This window comes from Nonomuraea sp. CA-143628 (assembly GCF_050942315.1).
Taxonomy (GTDB): domain Bacteria; phylum Actinomycetota; class Actinomycetes; order Streptosporangiales; family Streptosporangiaceae; genus Nonomuraea.
Genome location: NZ_CP192072.1, coordinates 7,930,338 through 7,945,452 on the forward strand (window position 1 = coordinate 7,930,338; position 15,115 = coordinate 7,945,452).

The 15,115-nt window shown below is 70.6% G+C and carries 15 protein-coding genes; 8 read left to right on the forward strand and 7 right to left on the reverse strand.

Annotated features, from left to right (window positions below; genetic code table 11):
* The first annotated feature begins 115 nt into the window (after window positions 1-115).
* The gene (locus ACQP2T_RS36190) at window positions 116-1,045 is read left to right on the forward strand and encodes a MurR/RpiR family transcriptional regulator (protein WP_433509387.1); all 930 of its coding nucleotides are present in this window, start codon (window positions 116-118) and stop codon (window positions 1,043-1,045) included.
* A 59-nt stretch (window positions 1,046-1,104) separates the two neighbouring features.
* On the opposite strand, the gene ACQP2T_RS36195 is transcribed toward ACQP2T_RS36190, so the two are convergent.
* Complete coding sequence (locus ACQP2T_RS36195; RefSeq protein ID WP_433509388.1) at window positions 1,105-3,144, reverse strand: spermidine synthase; 2,040 nt, start codon at window positions 3,142-3,144, stop codon at window positions 1,105-1,107.
* Between the two features lie 183 nt (window positions 3,145-3,327).
* Between ACQP2T_RS36195 and ACQP2T_RS36200 the strand changes: the two genes are divergently transcribed.
* The gene (locus tag ACQP2T_RS36200; RefSeq protein ID WP_433509389.1) at window positions 3,328-4,686 is read left to right on the forward strand and encodes a S8 family peptidase; all 1,359 of its coding nucleotides are present in this window, start codon (window positions 3,328-3,330) and stop codon (window positions 4,684-4,686) included.
* Between the two features lie 104 nt (window positions 4,687-4,790).
* Here ACQP2T_RS36200 and ACQP2T_RS36205 read toward each other — a convergent pair whose 3' ends face one another.
* Window positions 4,791-5,516 carry an ABC transporter permease gene (locus ACQP2T_RS36205; protein ID WP_433509390.1) on the reverse strand — a complete coding sequence of 242 codons (726 nt, stop codon included), beginning with the start codon at window positions 5,514-5,516 and terminating at the stop codon, window positions 4,791-4,793.
* Window positions 5,516-6,256, reverse strand: a complete 741-nt coding sequence (locus ACQP2T_RS36210) for an ABC transporter ATP-binding protein (protein WP_433509391.1) — start codon at window positions 6,254-6,256, stop codon at window positions 5,516-5,518. The genes ACQP2T_RS36205 and ACQP2T_RS36210 overlap by 1 nt, the downstream gene beginning before the upstream one ends.
* A 67-nt stretch (window positions 6,257-6,323) precedes the next feature.
* Here ACQP2T_RS36210 and ACQP2T_RS36215 point away from each other — a divergent pair, with 67 nt between their 5' ends.
* Window positions 6,324-7,034, forward strand: a complete 711-nt coding sequence (locus ACQP2T_RS36215) for a TetR/AcrR family transcriptional regulator (protein ID WP_433509392.1) — start codon at window positions 6,324-6,326, stop codon at window positions 7,032-7,034.
* On the opposite strand, the gene ACQP2T_RS36220 is transcribed toward ACQP2T_RS36215, so the two are convergent.
* Complete coding sequence (locus tag ACQP2T_RS36220) at window positions 6,957-7,274, reverse strand: DUF4190 domain-containing protein (RefSeq protein ID WP_433509393.1); 318 nt, start codon at window positions 7,272-7,274, stop codon at window positions 6,957-6,959. The two genes, ACQP2T_RS36215 and ACQP2T_RS36220, sit on opposite strands and share 78 nt — an antisense overlap.
* 91 nt (window positions 7,275-7,365) lie before the next feature.
* Here ACQP2T_RS36220 and ACQP2T_RS36225 point away from each other — a divergent pair, with 91 nt between their 5' ends.
* On the forward strand, window positions 7,366-7,839 hold the full coding sequence (locus ACQP2T_RS36225; protein WP_433509394.1) for a nitroreductase family deazaflavin-dependent oxidoreductase: 474 nt from the start codon (window positions 7,366-7,368) through the stop codon (window positions 7,837-7,839).
* 111 nt (window positions 7,840-7,950) lie between these two features.
* A complete protein-coding gene (locus tag ACQP2T_RS36230) occupies window positions 7,951-8,913 on the forward strand; it encodes an ion transporter (protein ID WP_433509395.1) in 963 nt (320 codons plus the stop codon).
* A 6-nt stretch (window positions 8,914-8,919) separates the two neighbouring features.
* Here the strand turns inward: ACQP2T_RS36230 and ACQP2T_RS36235 are convergent, their stop codons facing one another.
* Entirely contained in the window at window positions 8,920-10,194 is a 1,275-nt protein-coding gene (locus tag ACQP2T_RS36235) for a low temperature requirement protein A (RefSeq protein ID WP_433509396.1), read from the reverse strand.
* A gap of 2 nt (window positions 10,195-10,196) precedes the next feature.
* Window positions 10,197-10,811: a 30S ribosomal protein S4 gene (rpsD, locus tag ACQP2T_RS36240; RefSeq protein WP_358184842.1), complete on the reverse strand. Its 615-nt coding sequence runs from the start codon at window positions 10,809-10,811 to the stop codon at window positions 10,197-10,199.
* Window positions 10,812-10,887: 76 nt separating this feature from the next.
* Here rpsD and ACQP2T_RS36245 point away from each other — a divergent pair, with 76 nt between their 5' ends.
* Both ACQP2T_RS36245 and ACQP2T_RS36250 read left to right on the forward strand, forming a co-directional pair.
* On the forward strand, window positions 10,888-11,589 hold the full coding sequence (locus ACQP2T_RS36245) for a DUF2470 domain-containing protein (RefSeq protein ID WP_433509397.1): 702 nt from the start codon (window positions 10,888-10,890) through the stop codon (window positions 11,587-11,589).
* Window positions 11,590-11,709: 120 nt separating this feature from the next.
* Complete coding sequence (locus tag ACQP2T_RS36250; RefSeq protein WP_433509398.1) at window positions 11,710-12,228, forward strand: hypothetical protein; 519 nt, start codon at window positions 11,710-11,712, stop codon at window positions 12,226-12,228.
* Between the two features lie 78 nt (window positions 12,229-12,306).
* Here the strand turns inward: ACQP2T_RS36250 and ACQP2T_RS36255 are convergent, their stop codons facing one another.
* Entirely contained in the window at window positions 12,307-13,497 is a 1,191-nt protein-coding gene (locus tag ACQP2T_RS36255) for an ROK family protein (RefSeq protein WP_433509399.1), read from the reverse strand.
* Between the two features lie 142 nt (window positions 13,498-13,639).
* On the opposite strand from ACQP2T_RS36255, the gene zwf reads away from it, so the two are divergent.
* Complete coding sequence (gene zwf, locus ACQP2T_RS36260) at window positions 13,640-15,115, forward strand: glucose-6-phosphate dehydrogenase (RefSeq protein ID WP_357952640.1); 1,476 nt, start codon at window positions 13,640-13,642, stop codon at window positions 15,113-15,115.

The following is a 15,115-nucleotide window of genomic DNA, read 5'->3' on the forward strand; positions in this document are numbered from 1 at the left end:
CTGTAGAACGATTCCAGGCAACGTATAGTGCAAATCCATAAAATTGCAATAGTCTTTGCATATTCGCGGTGGTGAGAACGCGTAGCATGTCTCCCAGCCACGGGGAGAGGATCAAGTGACAGAGCGCGCCACGGACACCTTCCAGGACTGGCTGCGCGAACGGATGCCCGAGCGCGGGCTGTCCCCCAAGTCGGCCGCGGTGCTGAGGGTGCTCCTGTCGCAGCCGCGCCGGGCGTCGTTCGGCTCGGCCACCGAGCTGGCCCAGCTCGCGGGCGCGAACGTGGCGACCGTGACCCGCACCGCGCAGGCGCTGGGCTTCGCCGGGTGGCCCGCGCTCCAGCAGGAATTGCGCGCCCGCTACCTGTCCTCGCTGAGCGCGCCCCAGGTCGCGGCCGAGCACAGCGGCGACGGCTCGCCCAGTTCCCGATCGCTCCGGCGCGACCTGGAGAGCCTCGCGCAGCTCAGCAGGCGCCCGAACGAGGGCGCGCTGCGTACCATCGCCGAGGCCGTCGCCACCGCGGGGCGCACGGTGATCGTCGCGGACGGCAGTTACGCGGCGGTCGGCATGGCGCTCGCGCACAACGCCCGGCTGGCCGGCTACCCCGTCGCGGCGATCACCAGCGGCGACGCCGAGCTCGCGAACTCCATCGCGGCGATCGGCCCGGGTGACGTGCTGATCGCCATCAGCTTCTGGCGGCTGTACGAGAGCACCGTGCTGGCGGCCAACGAGGCGCGGGCCCGGGGCGTCCGCGTCTTCGCCTTGACGGACGTGGCCGCCCCGGCCCTGGCGAACGTGGCCGAGGAGGTGGTGATGGTCCCGGCCGAAGGGGTGGCGTTCTTCCCGTCACTGACCGCGGGCATGGCCGTCGCGCAGGCGCTGGTCACGCAGCTGGCCACCGTGGACCCGGCCCGGACGAGCGCCTCCATCGAGAGGGCCGAGGGCATGTGGTCGAAGTTCGGCCTCCTGCACCGGCGCCCCGTACCAACGGCCCCCGTCGACCAACGCGAGGACGAACCCGTCGACCGACCCGGCGCGGGCCCCTAGCGACCCGGACTCAGGCCCGCAGCGGGCCTGAGCCGGTCCGTAGCGCGCCCGGCCCCTTGCTATGAGGCCGCCACCGACTTGCGCGGCAGCAGGACGAAGGCGCCCAGGTAGAGGACGGCGGCCACGATGAGCAGGCCCTTGTAGCCGATCACCAGCGCCAGGTATTCCAGGCAGCCGCCCACCATCGCCCCCAGGAGGTTCGCCCCGAAGGACGTGGTGGCGTCCGCCGAGTCGGAGAAGCGTTTGGCGAAGACAACGTTCGCCGCGAAGATCGGCAGGAACGCCACCGTCACCGCCGCGACCGCCCGCAGGGGCAGCGGCAGCGACAGCAGCCACGTGTTCGGCACCAGCCAGGCCAGCAGCAGGCCGCCGAACAGCACCCCGTACATGACCGGCAGTGGCGGGGTGCGGAAGCGGCGGGTGATCTCGACGGCGGCGAGCACCGCGACGAGCACCCCGGCGAACACGATCGCGTTGACCACCCACGTCGTGCCGAACAGCAGCGCGAAGCCCGTCACGCTCTTGGTCTCCAGCAGCATGAACGCCACCCCGAGCAGGAACAGGTCGGCGTAGGGGCGCATCCGCCGGTAGGGCCCGGCGACGACGCGGACGGCGATCAGGCTGACCGCGAGGATCAGGCCGAGCGTGATGAGGTACAGCGACGGGATGTCGCCGTCCTTCAGGTAGAGGAACGGCCGGTCGTCACCGGTCGGCGGCGGGGTGCCCGCGGCGGCGCCCGCCCACTCCCCCGCGCACCGCTGCGCCGACGCCGTCGCGCCCGCCGTGATGACGGCCTGCTGGCCCGCCGTGCTGACCACGTCGACGCACGGCTTGTGGCCGAAGGCGTTCTGCACGGTCGAGGCGAGCCGGTCGACGAGCCAGCTCTCGCGGTAGTAGTTGTACATCGAGAAGGTCCCGGTGGGCTTGAGGTGCGCCCGGGCGGCCCGCATGGCCTCCTCGGTGAACAGGTAGCTCTCCAGTCGCAGCGAGCTGGCCCCCGACACGAGCGTAAGGGAGTCGGGCAGGGCGAACAGGATCAGGTCGTACTTGTCGTCGGTCCGTTCCAGGAAGGCGCGGCCGTCGGTGATGTGGGTGGTCACCCGGGGATCGTCGTAGGGCTTGTCGGGGTGCAGGGAACCGCCGAGTTCGCGGAGTTTGGGGTCGATCTCGACGGCGTCGACGTGGGTGGCGCCCTTGGACAGGGCGATCGCCACGTCCGTGCCGCTGCCCGCGCCGACGATGAGCACGTTCTTGGGCGGGGTGCTCGCCCGCTCGTACGGCAGGCCGTACTGGCGCTCCCACTGCAGCCGGGCGGCGGCGGGCACGGCCTGCTGGTGCGGGATGCCGTTCACGGAGATGTCGGTGACGGGCACGCCGAGCTGCTGGAACTGCTTGTAGGTGACCTTGTAGTACGGCGACCAGAACGCCCCGGCGGACAGCGTCTCGGCCAGCAGCAGCGCCACCACCGCCAGCGACGGCACGGTGACGAGCCCGAGGTAGATGATCCGCGGCCGGGGCACCAGCAGGACGCCGTAGGCGGCGGCCGCGATCAGCCCCCAGAACACCGGCGGCGCGCTCAGGAACGACAGCGCGGTGAAGACGGCGATCCCCGACAGGCTGCCGATCAGGTCGTACCGGTAGGCCTCCAGGCGGGGCAGCTCGGGGAAGCAGCGCCCGACCAGCTCGGCCGGTCCCATCAGCACGAGCGCCGCCGCGCAGAAGATCACCGGCAGGATCAGCCACGCGGGCGGACCCGTGGTCTGCAGGCTGGTCCAGTAGAGGACGCCCTCGGTGTTGCGGTCGACGGTCACCGGAAAGGTCAGCACGACGAAGACCAGGCCGAACAGGATGACCGGCGAATAGTACGGCTGCCGCCGCGCCCGCCCCACGCGCAGGAACCCCAGCCCGATGCCGAGGAACGACCCCAGAAGCACGAAATTGGTGAAATAGCTGAGATGCACGATGTTCGAGCCGGTCCACCGGATCAGCGCCAGCTCCAGGAAGAGCATGAACCCACTGGCGAGAATGAGTCTCGGCCGCACCGCCAGCCAGTGGTCGCCGTCCTCGCCGGTGGCCGTCTTTTGTGCCTGGAGCGTCATGCCGCCTCACGCTAGTGAACCGACCGGGAACAAGGAAGCCTGACAGCGGGAATGAATATCGTCCCCTTAGCGGCTTTTACGGCATTTCAGCAGGTCAAAGCCCATGAGATGTGCTGGACACGCCCGAACAGATGAAGGAATCTTGGGAGGTTCATTTCCCTCCGAACATTCCGGTGGTGCCTCATGCGCGTTCTCATTCAGCTGCGCCCCTCCCCCGATCTGGTCGCGGCAGTCGCCGATCCCGGCCAGACCGCCACCACGGCCGACGTCGCGGACGGCCTGCCCGGAGTCGAACTCGACAACGCCTTCACGCCCGTGCCCCTCCCCCGGCCCGTCCCGCCGCCCGGCGGCGATCCGCTGTCACTCAACCAGCCGCTGGACTTCTCCCTGGCGGCCGAGGACGCCTCGGTGCTGGTTCGCGGCACGATCTCCGACGACGAGCTCCTGACCCGCGTGACCCTCCTGCCCACCCTCCGGCCCGACGTCGTGGGCGTCTACGCCGATCCGGTCGTCGAGTCCTCGCTCACCTGCGGCGGTGACGCGCCGTTCGGCGACTGGCACGACGTCGAACGGCTGCTCAACGTCCCCGGACTGCACGCCGAGGGGCTGGACGGCTCCGGGGTGACGCTGGCCGTGCTCGACACCGGCATCAACGCCGCCCACGTCGCCAGGCAGCTCGGCCGGGGCGTCACGCTCGACGCCCAGCGCAGCTGGAACCCCACGGGCGTCGACGGCCGGGCGGGCGAGTTCGAGGTCGCCCATGGCACGATGTGCGCCTTCGACACGCTCATCGGCGCCCCGCAGGCGTCGCTGATCGACATCCCGGTGCTGCGCTCCACCCGTCCGGGCGGCTCGGCGCTCGACGGGCTGCTGTCGGACGCCGTGGCCGCGTTCGCGCACCTGCGCATGGTGCTCGAGGCGCAGCCCGAGGAGTCGAGGGCGCTGGTGATCAGCAACTCGTGGGGGTCGTTCTCCCCCGAATGGGATTTCCCCGTCGGCCATCCGGGCAACTACTCGGACAACGCGGCGCACCCGTTCAACCTGATGATCTCCAGCCTCGACAGCGCGGGCGCCGACGTGCTGTTCGCGGCCGGCAACTGCGGACGCGAGTGCCGCGACGGCCGCTGCGCCTACCCGAACCGGCCGATCACCGGCGCGAACTCCCATCCCAGGGCCCTGTCGATCGGCGGCGTCGACGTGAGCGGCACCCGGGTCGGCTACTCCTCGCAGGGGCCGGGGCGGCTGACCGCCCGCAAGCCCGACATCTGCGCTTACACCCATTTCTCCGGGTCCAAGGCGTTCGGCGATGCCGAGCCCGACTCGGGCACCTCGGCCGCGACTCCGGTCGCCGCCGGGCTGGTCGCGGCGATCCGTACGCGCTGGCCCGCCTCGCGGCTGCGGCCCGCGCAGTTGCGCGCGCTGCTCCGCCGTACGGGCGAGGACCGCAGCGAGGTGGGATTCGACTACGACTACGGCTACGGGATCGTCGACACCGCCGGGATCATCGCCGCGCTCCAGCGCCGGGCCAGAAGCATGTCCTGACGGAGTGCCGTGGCGGGGGTGGCCGCAGTGGGCGTGGCCACGGTCGCGGTGACCGTCGAGCCCGGGTGGCCACCCCCGCCGCCACCCGGGCTCGGCTCAGGTCCTCAGGCGTTCTCCTGGTTGAACACCCGCGTCCCGATCGTGACGCTGACCAGGGCGAAGACCACGGTCACCGCCACCCCGACACCGACCGTGCCGGTGGCGTAATGTCCGGCGAACAGGTCACGCAGCGCCTCCAGGACATACCGGAACGGGCTGATGTGCGAGAGCGCGTCCAGCCAGCCGGGCGCCATCGACATGGGCAGGAACGCGCCCGACAGCAGGACCAGCGGCAGCACCGCGGTGCTCATCACCGGCGCGAAGAGCTGGTCGTTGAGCGTCAGCGCGACCGCGTACGACAGCGCGGCCAGGCTGAGCCCGAGCACGACCACCAGCACGAGCCCGGCCACCACCCCCGCGGCCGGGGCGCGCAGCCCGAAGGCGTAGCCGACCGCGACCAGCAGCACGGCCTGGATGATGAGCGTGACCGCGTTGTTGAGCACCCGGCCGAGCAGCAGGGCCAGGCGGCTGGCCGGGGTGACGCGCATCCGCTCCAGCACGCCCGAGCGTTTCTCGAAGACCACGCCGAACCCGGCCATGCCGGTGCTCATCAGGCCGAGCTGGATGATCAGGCCCGGCACCAGCGTCTCCCAGGTGCCGATCGTGGCGAAGATGGGCCCGAACAGCACGAGGAAGACCAGCGGCTGGATGACGCCGAAGACGATGGCGATCTTCTGCCGCAGCGTGCTACGCAGGTTGTGACGGAACAGCAGATAGGTCTCTCGCAGCATCAGACGCCCGCCTCCTCGCGCAGGGACCTGCCGGTGATGTCCAGGAACACGTCGTCGAGCGTGCGTCCGCCGGTCTTGAGCTCGGCCGGCGCGCCCTCGGCCACGATGCGGCCGTGGTCGATGATCAACAGCCGGTCGCACAGGGCGTCGGCCTCGTCGAGGTAGTGCGTGGTCAGGAAGACCGTCACACCCTGCTCGGCGCGCTGCGCCCGGATGTGCTCCCACAGGTTGGCCCGGCTCTGCGGGTCGAGCCCGGTCGTCGGCTCGTCCAAAAACAGCAGCACGGGCCGGTGCAGCAGACCGAACGCTATGTCGAAGCGGCGCCGCTGGCCGCCGGACAGGGCGCCTCCGGGTCTGGGCTCCAGGCCGGTCAGGTCGAGCCGGGCCAGCACCTCGCGCACCCGGGGCCCGGCCTCGTCGCGGGACAGGCCGTACAGCATGGCCTGGAGTTCGAGCTCCTCTCCGAGCGGGGCGGCCGGGTTGATCCCCCCGCTCTGCGACACGTAGCCGATGCGGCGCCGCACCTCGCGGGCGTCGCCCAGCAGGTCGTGGCCCGCCACCGTGGCGGTGCCCGACGTGGGCTGGAGCAGCGTGGTCAGCATGCGCATGGTCGTGGTCTTGCCGGCGCCGTTGGGGCCGAGGAAGCCGACGATCTCGCCTGGCTCCACCGATATGTCCACACCCTTGACGGCTTCGACGCCGCCTTTGAAGGTCTTGCGCAGACCTACGGTCTTGATCATTTTCATCGCCTCCAAAAATAGAGTAACCACAATTTTGGGGTTGCTGCAATATTGGTAGCATGGAGGCATGGACGAGGGGCTGCGCGAGCGGAAGAAGCGGGAGACCAGGCAGCGGATCGCCGACATGGCGATGGGGCTGTTCATGGTCCACGGGTTCGACAACGTCACCGTCGCGCAGGTGGCGAAGGCCGCCGACGTGTCGGTCAACACGGTGTTCAACTACTTCGGCACGAAGGAGGACCTGTTCGCCGACCGGCAGAGCGAGGTGGTGGACCTGTCGAGCAAGGTGGTGCGCGAGCGGCGGCCCGGCGAGAGCGTCGTGGCGGCCTTCCGGCGCGACTTCCTCGACGCGCTCGACACCGGCGACTGGCGTTACGGGATGAGCGAGGGCTCGGAGGTGTTCGGCCGGCTGGTCAGCGAGAGCGCGGCGCTGGTCGCCAGGATGCGCGAGGTGGAGCACCTCGCGGCCGTCAACCTGTCGGCCACCATCGCCGAGGAGACCGGCGCCGGGCCCGACGACCTCACCCCGCAGCTCGTGGCCGACCAGATCCTGGCCGTGACGCGGCTGCTGTCCCGGCACGCGACACGGCGCAAGACGGCGGGCGAGGACTGGCCCGAGATCCGGGCCGACGTGCGTGCGCAGGCCGTGAAGGCGTTCGACCTGCTGGAGACGGGGATCGGCGGCTACGGCCGCCGATCGCTAGTCGTCGAAGCCGCCGAGGAGGGCGGCGCCACCGAAGACCACGAACATGATCAGGTAGAGGCCGATCACCGCTAGCATCAGACAGGTGCTGACGATGCCGCAGACACGGCCGGCCGACACCATGCCCCGGTTCTCATAGACGTAGCCGCTCTGGTCGATCTCCCGGAGCGCCTTGGTGCCCATCGACCAGGCGAAGGGGCCGAGGATCGCACAGACGACCAGGCTCAGGATGCCCAGGACCAGGATCGTGGTGCCGTTGGGGTGCGTCTGAGGCGGTGGCCCGTAGTAGGAGGGGCCGTAGTTGGGATAGGACATCTGCGCTCGCCCCCGTTGTCGATTAGGCGGTTTTTTATACCACAGGCGCTCCGCCGTCCGCAGTTGACCAAACGCTTGCTACACTCGCCGCATGCTCCGGGTTCTGAGGCTCTTCCTCCATCGGCTGGCGGCGGCCAAGTGGTTCATGAGGGCCGGTCCCAAGTTCATGCCGCAGCTCGACCGGACCGTGCACCGGCTGACCCGGGGACGGCTGCTCAGCAACAATCCGGTCATCCCGACGCTGATCCTCGTCACCACGGGCGCCAAGTCTGGCCTGCCGCGCAGCTCGCCCCTAGCCTGCCTGCCCGAACCCGAGGGCACCCTCCTCGTGGTGGGCAGCAACTTCGGCCAGGACCACCACCCGGCGTGGAGCGGCAACCTGCTCAAGACGCCCACGGCCACGGCCAGCTTCCGGGGGAAGGACTTCCCCGTCACCGCCACGCTGCTGACCGGCGCCGACCGTGAGGCGGCGTGGCCGTGGCTGATCGAGCGGTGGCCGCTGTTCGACCGCTACACCGAGGTGTCGGGGCGGGAACTGCGCGTCTTCCGACTGACACCGACATAGTGACCTCGAGGTGTCGGGGCGGGAGCCGCGGGTCTTCCGACTGACACCGACATAGTGATCTCCTGCGTCATCATGGTGGGGCAACTTATCCGTCTTTAGGAGCCCCTTCCCGTGCGTGAACGCACCCGAGCCTTCGTCGAGGACCAGCGTTTCCAGCGGTTCATCGTCGGCGTCATCCTGCTCAACGCGGCCACCCTCGGCCTCGAAACCGTGCCCGCCGTGGTCGAGAACTACGGTCACCTGCTGACCGTGGTCGATCACGCGGCGCTCTACATCTTCGTGGCCGAACTGCTCGCGAAGATCTATGTCGAACGCTCGCGCTTCCCGCGCGATCCGTGGAACATCTTCGACACCGTGATCGTGGGGATCGCCCTGGCCCCCTTCGCGAGCGGCCTGTCGGTGCTGCGGGCGCTGCGCATCCTGCGGGCGCTGCGCCTGCTGTCGGTGGTGCCCAGCCTGCGCCGGGTCGTCTCCGCCCTGCTGCGCGCGATGCCCGGCATGAGCTCGATCGTGCTGCTGCTCTCCCTGGTCCTGTACGTGGCCGCCGTCATGGCCACCAAGTTGTACGGCGACACGGCGCCGAACCGCTTCGGCAGCCTGCCCACCTCGCTGTTCACCCTCTACCAGACGATGACGGGCGACGACTGGGGGAACATCGCCAGGGAGGTGATGAACACCCACCCCACGGCCTGGATCTTCTTCACGATCTTCATCCTGATCTGCACGTTCGTCGTGCTCAACCTGTTCATGGCCGTCGTGGTGAGCGCCATGGAGGAGGAGTCGGCGGCCGAGCGCGCGGAGCAGGACGACGGCAACGCGGCCTCGCTCCAGGCGATCCTGGCCGAGCTGACGACGCTGCGCAAAGAGGTCACCGAGCTGCGCGAAGAGCAGAACGTGCTGCTCGACCGGGCGGAGGCCGCAGTGGCCGCTCGGCCAGGCGATAGCGGGAGCCGGAACGGAAACGGGAACGGGAACGGGAACGGGAACGGCGGCCGAAACGGAAACGGAAACGGGGGCGGCGGCCGAAACGGAAACGGGAGCGGCGGCCGCTCGGTCAAGCGGGGACGGCGATAAGCGCGGCTAAGCGGGGACGGCGGTAGGCGCGGCGGGCTTGTAGGCCACCCGCCAGAGGGCGACCCCCAGCAGCAGCGCCACCACGCTCCACGCCGGCACCAGGCCCGCGATCCCGGCGACCAGCAGCGGCACCACGATCGAGGGCACGGCCCAGCCCCAGATCCACCGGCGCCCGGCGCGGCTGGCCACACCGAGCACGGTGGAGGCGGCGAAGTAGACGGCGAGGCCACCGCACAGCACCCACGAGATCCCGGCGTGCAGGTGCTCGGCGGGCGCGGACGCCACCACGCCGAGCCCCGCCGCGGTCGCGGTGATGCCCGCCGTCATGGCGTAGTGCGCGGGCAGCGCGATGTACGGCTTGAGCCCCCGCTCGTGGATCTCGGGCACGGCGCTCAGGCCGTACTGGAGGGTGAGCCACCACAGCGACACGATCAGCCCGAACCCGGCCACGGCGGCCATGCCGAGCGGCCAGTTCCAGCTGATCCCGGAGGAGGCGATCACGACCTGCATGACCGCCTCGCCCAGCACGATGATGACGAACAGCCCGAGTCGCTCGCCCAGGTGCGCGGGGTCGAGCACGGCGACCTTCGGCGCATCCAGGTAGCGCGCCTCCAAGATCCTCCCGCCCCTGGCCGCCCTGCGCAGCTCGCGCGCCCTGAGCCGATCGGCTTGTGCCGTTATCTCCTTGACCAACCGCTCCGGCCGGCGGCTCTGCAGGATGGAGAAGGTGACGTCCAGCGCGATGCCGAGGCCCCACAGGCAGTAGCGCCACTCGCCCTCCACCCCGAGCGAGGCGATCCACGGGGTGATGCCCGCGCCGAGCTGGGCCGCGGGCCAGGAGGTCATCACCGTGCCGGCCGCCTGGATCGACCGGGAGGCACTCATCCGGCAGGTGACATAGGCGAAGATGAACCACTCGTCGTGTGTGCCGACGCCGGGGATCACATGCGCGACGTCGGGGGCCGCCGCCGCCATGACCGCGATGCCGAACATCCCGATCAGCATGCTGCGCAGGTGCGTCTTCTCGGCACGGACGTTCGAGTAGAGCGTCAGGGTTGTCCAGATGCTCCACACCGCGTAGTAGAGGATGGCGAATAACGCCACGTCCCCCCATGTCGGATGCTGGAGGCGGTGCGCGAGCTGCGCCACCGCCACCACCACGACGAGGTCGAAGAACAACTCCAGCCAGCTGGCGTGCCGCTCACTCACGCCGCTCGCGGCTCCCGCGACTTCCGCGCCACTCGCGGCTCCCGCGGCACCCGCGGCTCCTACATCACTCACGGCTAACGAGAATAGAACTCCACGACCAGCTGCTCGTCCACCGGGACGCTGATCTGCTCGCGCTCGGGCCTGCTGACCAGCGTGAACCGCAGGTCGGAATGATCGACGGACAGGTAGGCCGCGATCCGCTCGTCGGCGTACACGCCCTCGGCGGCGGCCACGAACGGCTGCATCCGGCGCGAGCGTTCCCGCACGGTGATGACCTGGCCGGGCTTGACCAGGTAGCTGGGGATGTCCACCTTGCGGCCGTCGACGGCGATGTGGCCGTGGTTGACGTACTGCCTGGCCGCGTAGATCGACGGGGCCAGACCGGCCCGCAGCACCAGCGAGGCCAGGCGGGTCTCCAGCAGCGTGACCAGCTCGGCGCCCGACGCGCTCGGCTTGCGCACGGCGAGGTCCCAGTAGCGGCGCAGCTGCCGCTCCGACACGTCGTAGTACCAGCGCAGCTTCTGCTTCTCCAGCAGCCGCAGCCCGTAGTCGCCGGAGTTGCGGCGGTTGGTCTTGCGGCCGTGCTCGCCCGGCGGGTAGGGGCGCTGCTCGAAGTAGCGGACGGCCTTCTTGGTCAGCGGGACGCCCGCGCGACGTGACAGTCGCACCTTCGGACCGGTGTAGCGCACGTTCACCTCATGTGGTTAGGTAGTCCTTACTTAGGTAAGGCTAACCTATAGCTAAGTGAGATCTCAAGGAGGCGCCATGCTCACGATCCCCGAGCGGATCCGCACTCTTGCCGCGTCGGCGAGCGTCGCCCGGCTGTCCGTCGACGGCGCCCCCGCGCCCGCCCGGGGCGGGGTCGACGAGCGGGGCCGCCCGGTGCTGCTGGTACGGCCGGGCGAGGCGCTGCACGGCCTGCGCGACGACGCCGTCGTGGCGGTGAACCTGACCGCCATGCGCGTGCTCGGCCAGGTCTCGCACCCCCGTGGGCTGATCGAGGTGCAGGGATGGGCGCAGGCGGTGCCCGAGAGCGAGGCGCGCGGGGCCGCCGTCGCGGTCGCGGCGCACACGGCCGACGAGGCCCTGTTCGAGGCGCTGGAGAGGTACGGGCGGCCGGACGCGCCCCGGCTGCTGCGGCTCGACGTCGGCCAGGTGGTGTACCTGACCGGGCACGACTCCGGAGTGCTGGACGCCGACGACTACCTCGACGCCACCCCCGACCCGCTGGCCACCACCGCCGAGCGCGTGCTGGCCCACATCAACGAATCGCACCGGGCCCAGCTCGCCGGCGGGGTGGCCAAGCAGCTGGGCGGGGACGCCGGGGACGTGTGGCTGTGGGAGCTGGACCGCTACGGCGCGACCGTCCGGGCGGACGAGCAGCTCGTACGCTTCGCCTGGCCGACGCCCGCGCACACCGCCCTCTGCCTGGAGACCGCGCTGCGCGGCCTGCTGTGCGCGTGCTGACCGCCCCTGCCGGGGACGTGCCGACCGCCTTGCTGTGCGCGTGCTGACCGCTTAGGAACTTGATCACGATTCGCCAGGAGTCGCCCGAGATGGGGTGCCGAGTTACTATCATCGGCGCCTGTGGATCACACAGAGCGGCGCAGGCGGATTCTGATGGTCGCCGGATTGATGGCCGGTTGCCTGATGCTGGCCACCGCGGCGATCCTCGTCGGCGGCGCCTTCACCGGGACACAGCTCACCATGGCCAGCCTGCCCGACCGTGGCCACCACCCGGGCCCGACACGGCGCGAGCCGGGAGCGATCAAGTCGAAGCTCGCCCGCTATCGCGTCCCGGTCACGCGCCCGGTCCAGTCCACGCCGCCCCCTGCGGACGCCGCGCCCACCCGCCGGGCCAGGAGGACCGCCCCGGCCACCCCTGCCGCCACCCGGGCGACCGGCAGCCCGCGTCCCCAGGCCAGCCCCACCCAGAGCCCGTCACCGACTCCGCGGCCCAACCGCACGACCATCACCACGCCGCAGTTCGCGCTGCCCGAGGCGGTCAGCGCCCGCACGCCGTCACCGAGGAGCACCCCCACGGACTGGCGCACACACCCGCGCAAGACGAAGAAGCCCCGGCCGACCCGGTTTCCCCAACGGTGAGGGCCTGACCGAACCGCATCCCCAACGGTGAGGGCCCGACCGCCGCCGACCGCCAGGAAGCGGCCTTGAGGCCGACCGTCAGGAAGTGACCTTGACGCGGGCGATCATGCTCTCGTCGACGGCGTCCGGCGAGAGCACGTGGTCGAGGACCATGACCGCGCACCCGCTGATGCCCGCCCCGGCGCCCAGCCTGCTGGGCTCGATGCGCAGCCGGCGGGTGGCCAGCGCGGTGGAGCGGCGGTAGACGACCTCGCGGATGCTCGACACCAGCGGCCCGAACGCCTCGGCCACGTCGCCGCCGAGCACCACGACCGACGGGTTGAGGATGTTCACGGCGATGGCCAGGACCTCGCCGATCTGCCGGCCCGCCTCGCGGACGATCGCCATCGTCTCGGCGTCCCCGGCGCGCACCAGCGCGGTCACGTCGGCGATGGTCTTGACGTCCTTGCCCGCGGCCCGCAGGTCGCGCAGCAGCGCGGTGCCGCTGGCGACCGAGTCGACGCAGTCGATGTTGCCGCAGCGGCAGAGCACGCCGCCGCCGTCGCGCACGGGGATGTGGCCGATCTCGCCCGCCGCGCCGAGCGCACCGCGCAGGATCTCGCCGCCCGCGATGACGCCCGCGCCGATCCGGGTGGACACCTTGACGAACATCAGGTCGTCCAGGTCGGGATAGGCGCCCCGGTGCTCGCCGATGGCCAGCAGGTTGACGTCGTTGTCGATGAGTACGGGCACCGGGAAGCGCTCGCGGACCACCGGCGGGATCACCACGCCCGTCCACGACGCCATCACCCTGGCGCTCTCGGTGCGGCCCTGTGCGAACTCGACCGTGGCGGGCATGCCCATGCCCACGCCCCGCAGCATCGAGCGCGGCCGGTCGCCGAGGAGTTCGTCCCAGGTGTCCATGACGAGCGGCAGCACCACATCGGGGCCCTGCTCGACGTCGATGGCGAAGTCGCGCCCCTCGAGCTCGCGGCCGGCCAGGTCGCAGACCGCCACCCGCGTACGGGTGGCGCCGAGGGCGGCCACCAGCACCACGCCGCCGACGGCGTTGAACTCCAGGCGGACCGGGGGCCGGCCGCCGGTGGACGGCGCGTCGGCCCGCTCCACGACCAGACCGCGGTCGAGCAGCTCGCCGACCCGCAGTTGCACCGCGGGGCGGGACAGACCGGTCACCCGGCCCAGATCCGCTCGCGTCACGGCCTCACCGGTGCGGATGAGGCGGAGCACCTCGCCACTCGTGGCGAGCGTCGCGGCGGTACGTCGAGGCATCCGCCAAGTGAATCACAGGAGGTTAGGTAATGAAAAGTCTCGACTTTTTTATCTCAAATAGCAAAACTCTGCTTGTGCAGTTACCCAACTCTGGCTAGTGTCCGTTCTGTCCCTGCTTGGTAGATCATCGGAGTTCCCAGCCGTGTCCCCCTCTCCCACCCCCGCCACCGCGCACGCCGCCGACCTCGTCGTCTTCGGCGGCACCGGCGACCTGTCCATGCGCAAGCTGCTCCCGGCGCTGTACCACAGCGACGTGGAGGGCCGGCTCTCGCCCGAGACGCGGATCATCGCCATGTCCCGGGGCGGGCTGACCGACGAGGACTTCCGCGGCAAGGTGGACGCCGAGGTACGGGACCAGGTCCCGGCCGACCTCGGCGCGTGGCAGCGCTTCCTCGGCCGCCTGCACCACGTGTCCGTCGACGTGGGCGGCACGAACCGGTCCGGCTGGCGCGCGCTGGCCGCCCTGCTGGGCGGGCACGAGCAGCGCGACCGGGTGTTCTACCTGGCCAGCCCGCCGATGACGTTCGGCCCGTTCTGCCGCGAGCTGGACCAGGCGGGCCTGGTGACGCCGCGCTCGCGGGTGGTGCTGGAGAAGCCGCTCGGCCGCGACCTGGCCAGCGCCCAGCGGATCAACGAGGAGGTCGGCGCCATCTTCGACGAGGCGCAGATCTTCCGCATCGACCACTACCTGGGCAAGGAGACCGTGCAGAACCTGCTCGTGCTCCGCTTCGCCAACGCCTTCCTGGAGCCGATCTGGAACTCCCTCTGGATCGATCACGTGCAGATCACCGCCGCCGAGACCGTGGGCACGCCCGGCCGGCGCGGCTACTACGACCAGGCCGGCGCACTGCGCGACATGGTCCAGAACCACCTGCTCCAGCTGCTCTGCATGACCGCCATGGAGCCGCCGGCCCGCAACGACCGCGAGGCGATCCGCGATGAGAAGGTGAAGGTGCTCCAGGCGCTGCGGCCCATCACCGGCACCGAGGTCGACCGCTTCACCGTGCGCGGCCAGTACACCGAGGCCGACGGCATGCCCGGCTACCTGGACGAGCCCGCCTCCACTCCGCCCACCGAGGCGTCGCGGCGGGTGGAGACGTTCACCGCGATCCGCGCCGAGGTCAAGAACTGGCGGTGGGCCGGGGTGCCGTTCTACCTGCGCACCGGCAAGCGCCTGCCGCGCCGGGCATCAGAGATCGTGGTGCAGTTCAAGGACGTGCCGCACTCCATCTACCCCGGCGGCTCACCGAACCGCCTCGTCCTGCGGCTGCAGCCGGAAGAGGGCATCGAGCTGCACATCATGGCCAAGGAGCCGGGAGCGGGCGAGGTGGCGCTCAAGCCGGTGCCGCTGAGCCTCAGCTTCGGCAAGACGTTCACCGCGCGCGTACCCGAGGCGTACGAACGGCTGCTCATGGACGTGCTGGCGGGCAACCCGACGCTGTTCATGCGCCGTGACGAGGTGGCCGCGGCCTGGCAGTGGATCGACCCGATCCTGGCCGCCTGGGAGTCGTCCGCCGAACTGCCCGAGCCCTACCCCGCCGGGTCCACCGGACCGGCGGGCGCCCACGAGCTGCTCGCCCGCAGCGGTCGCGAGTGGCACGAAGAGGACCAAGCGTGA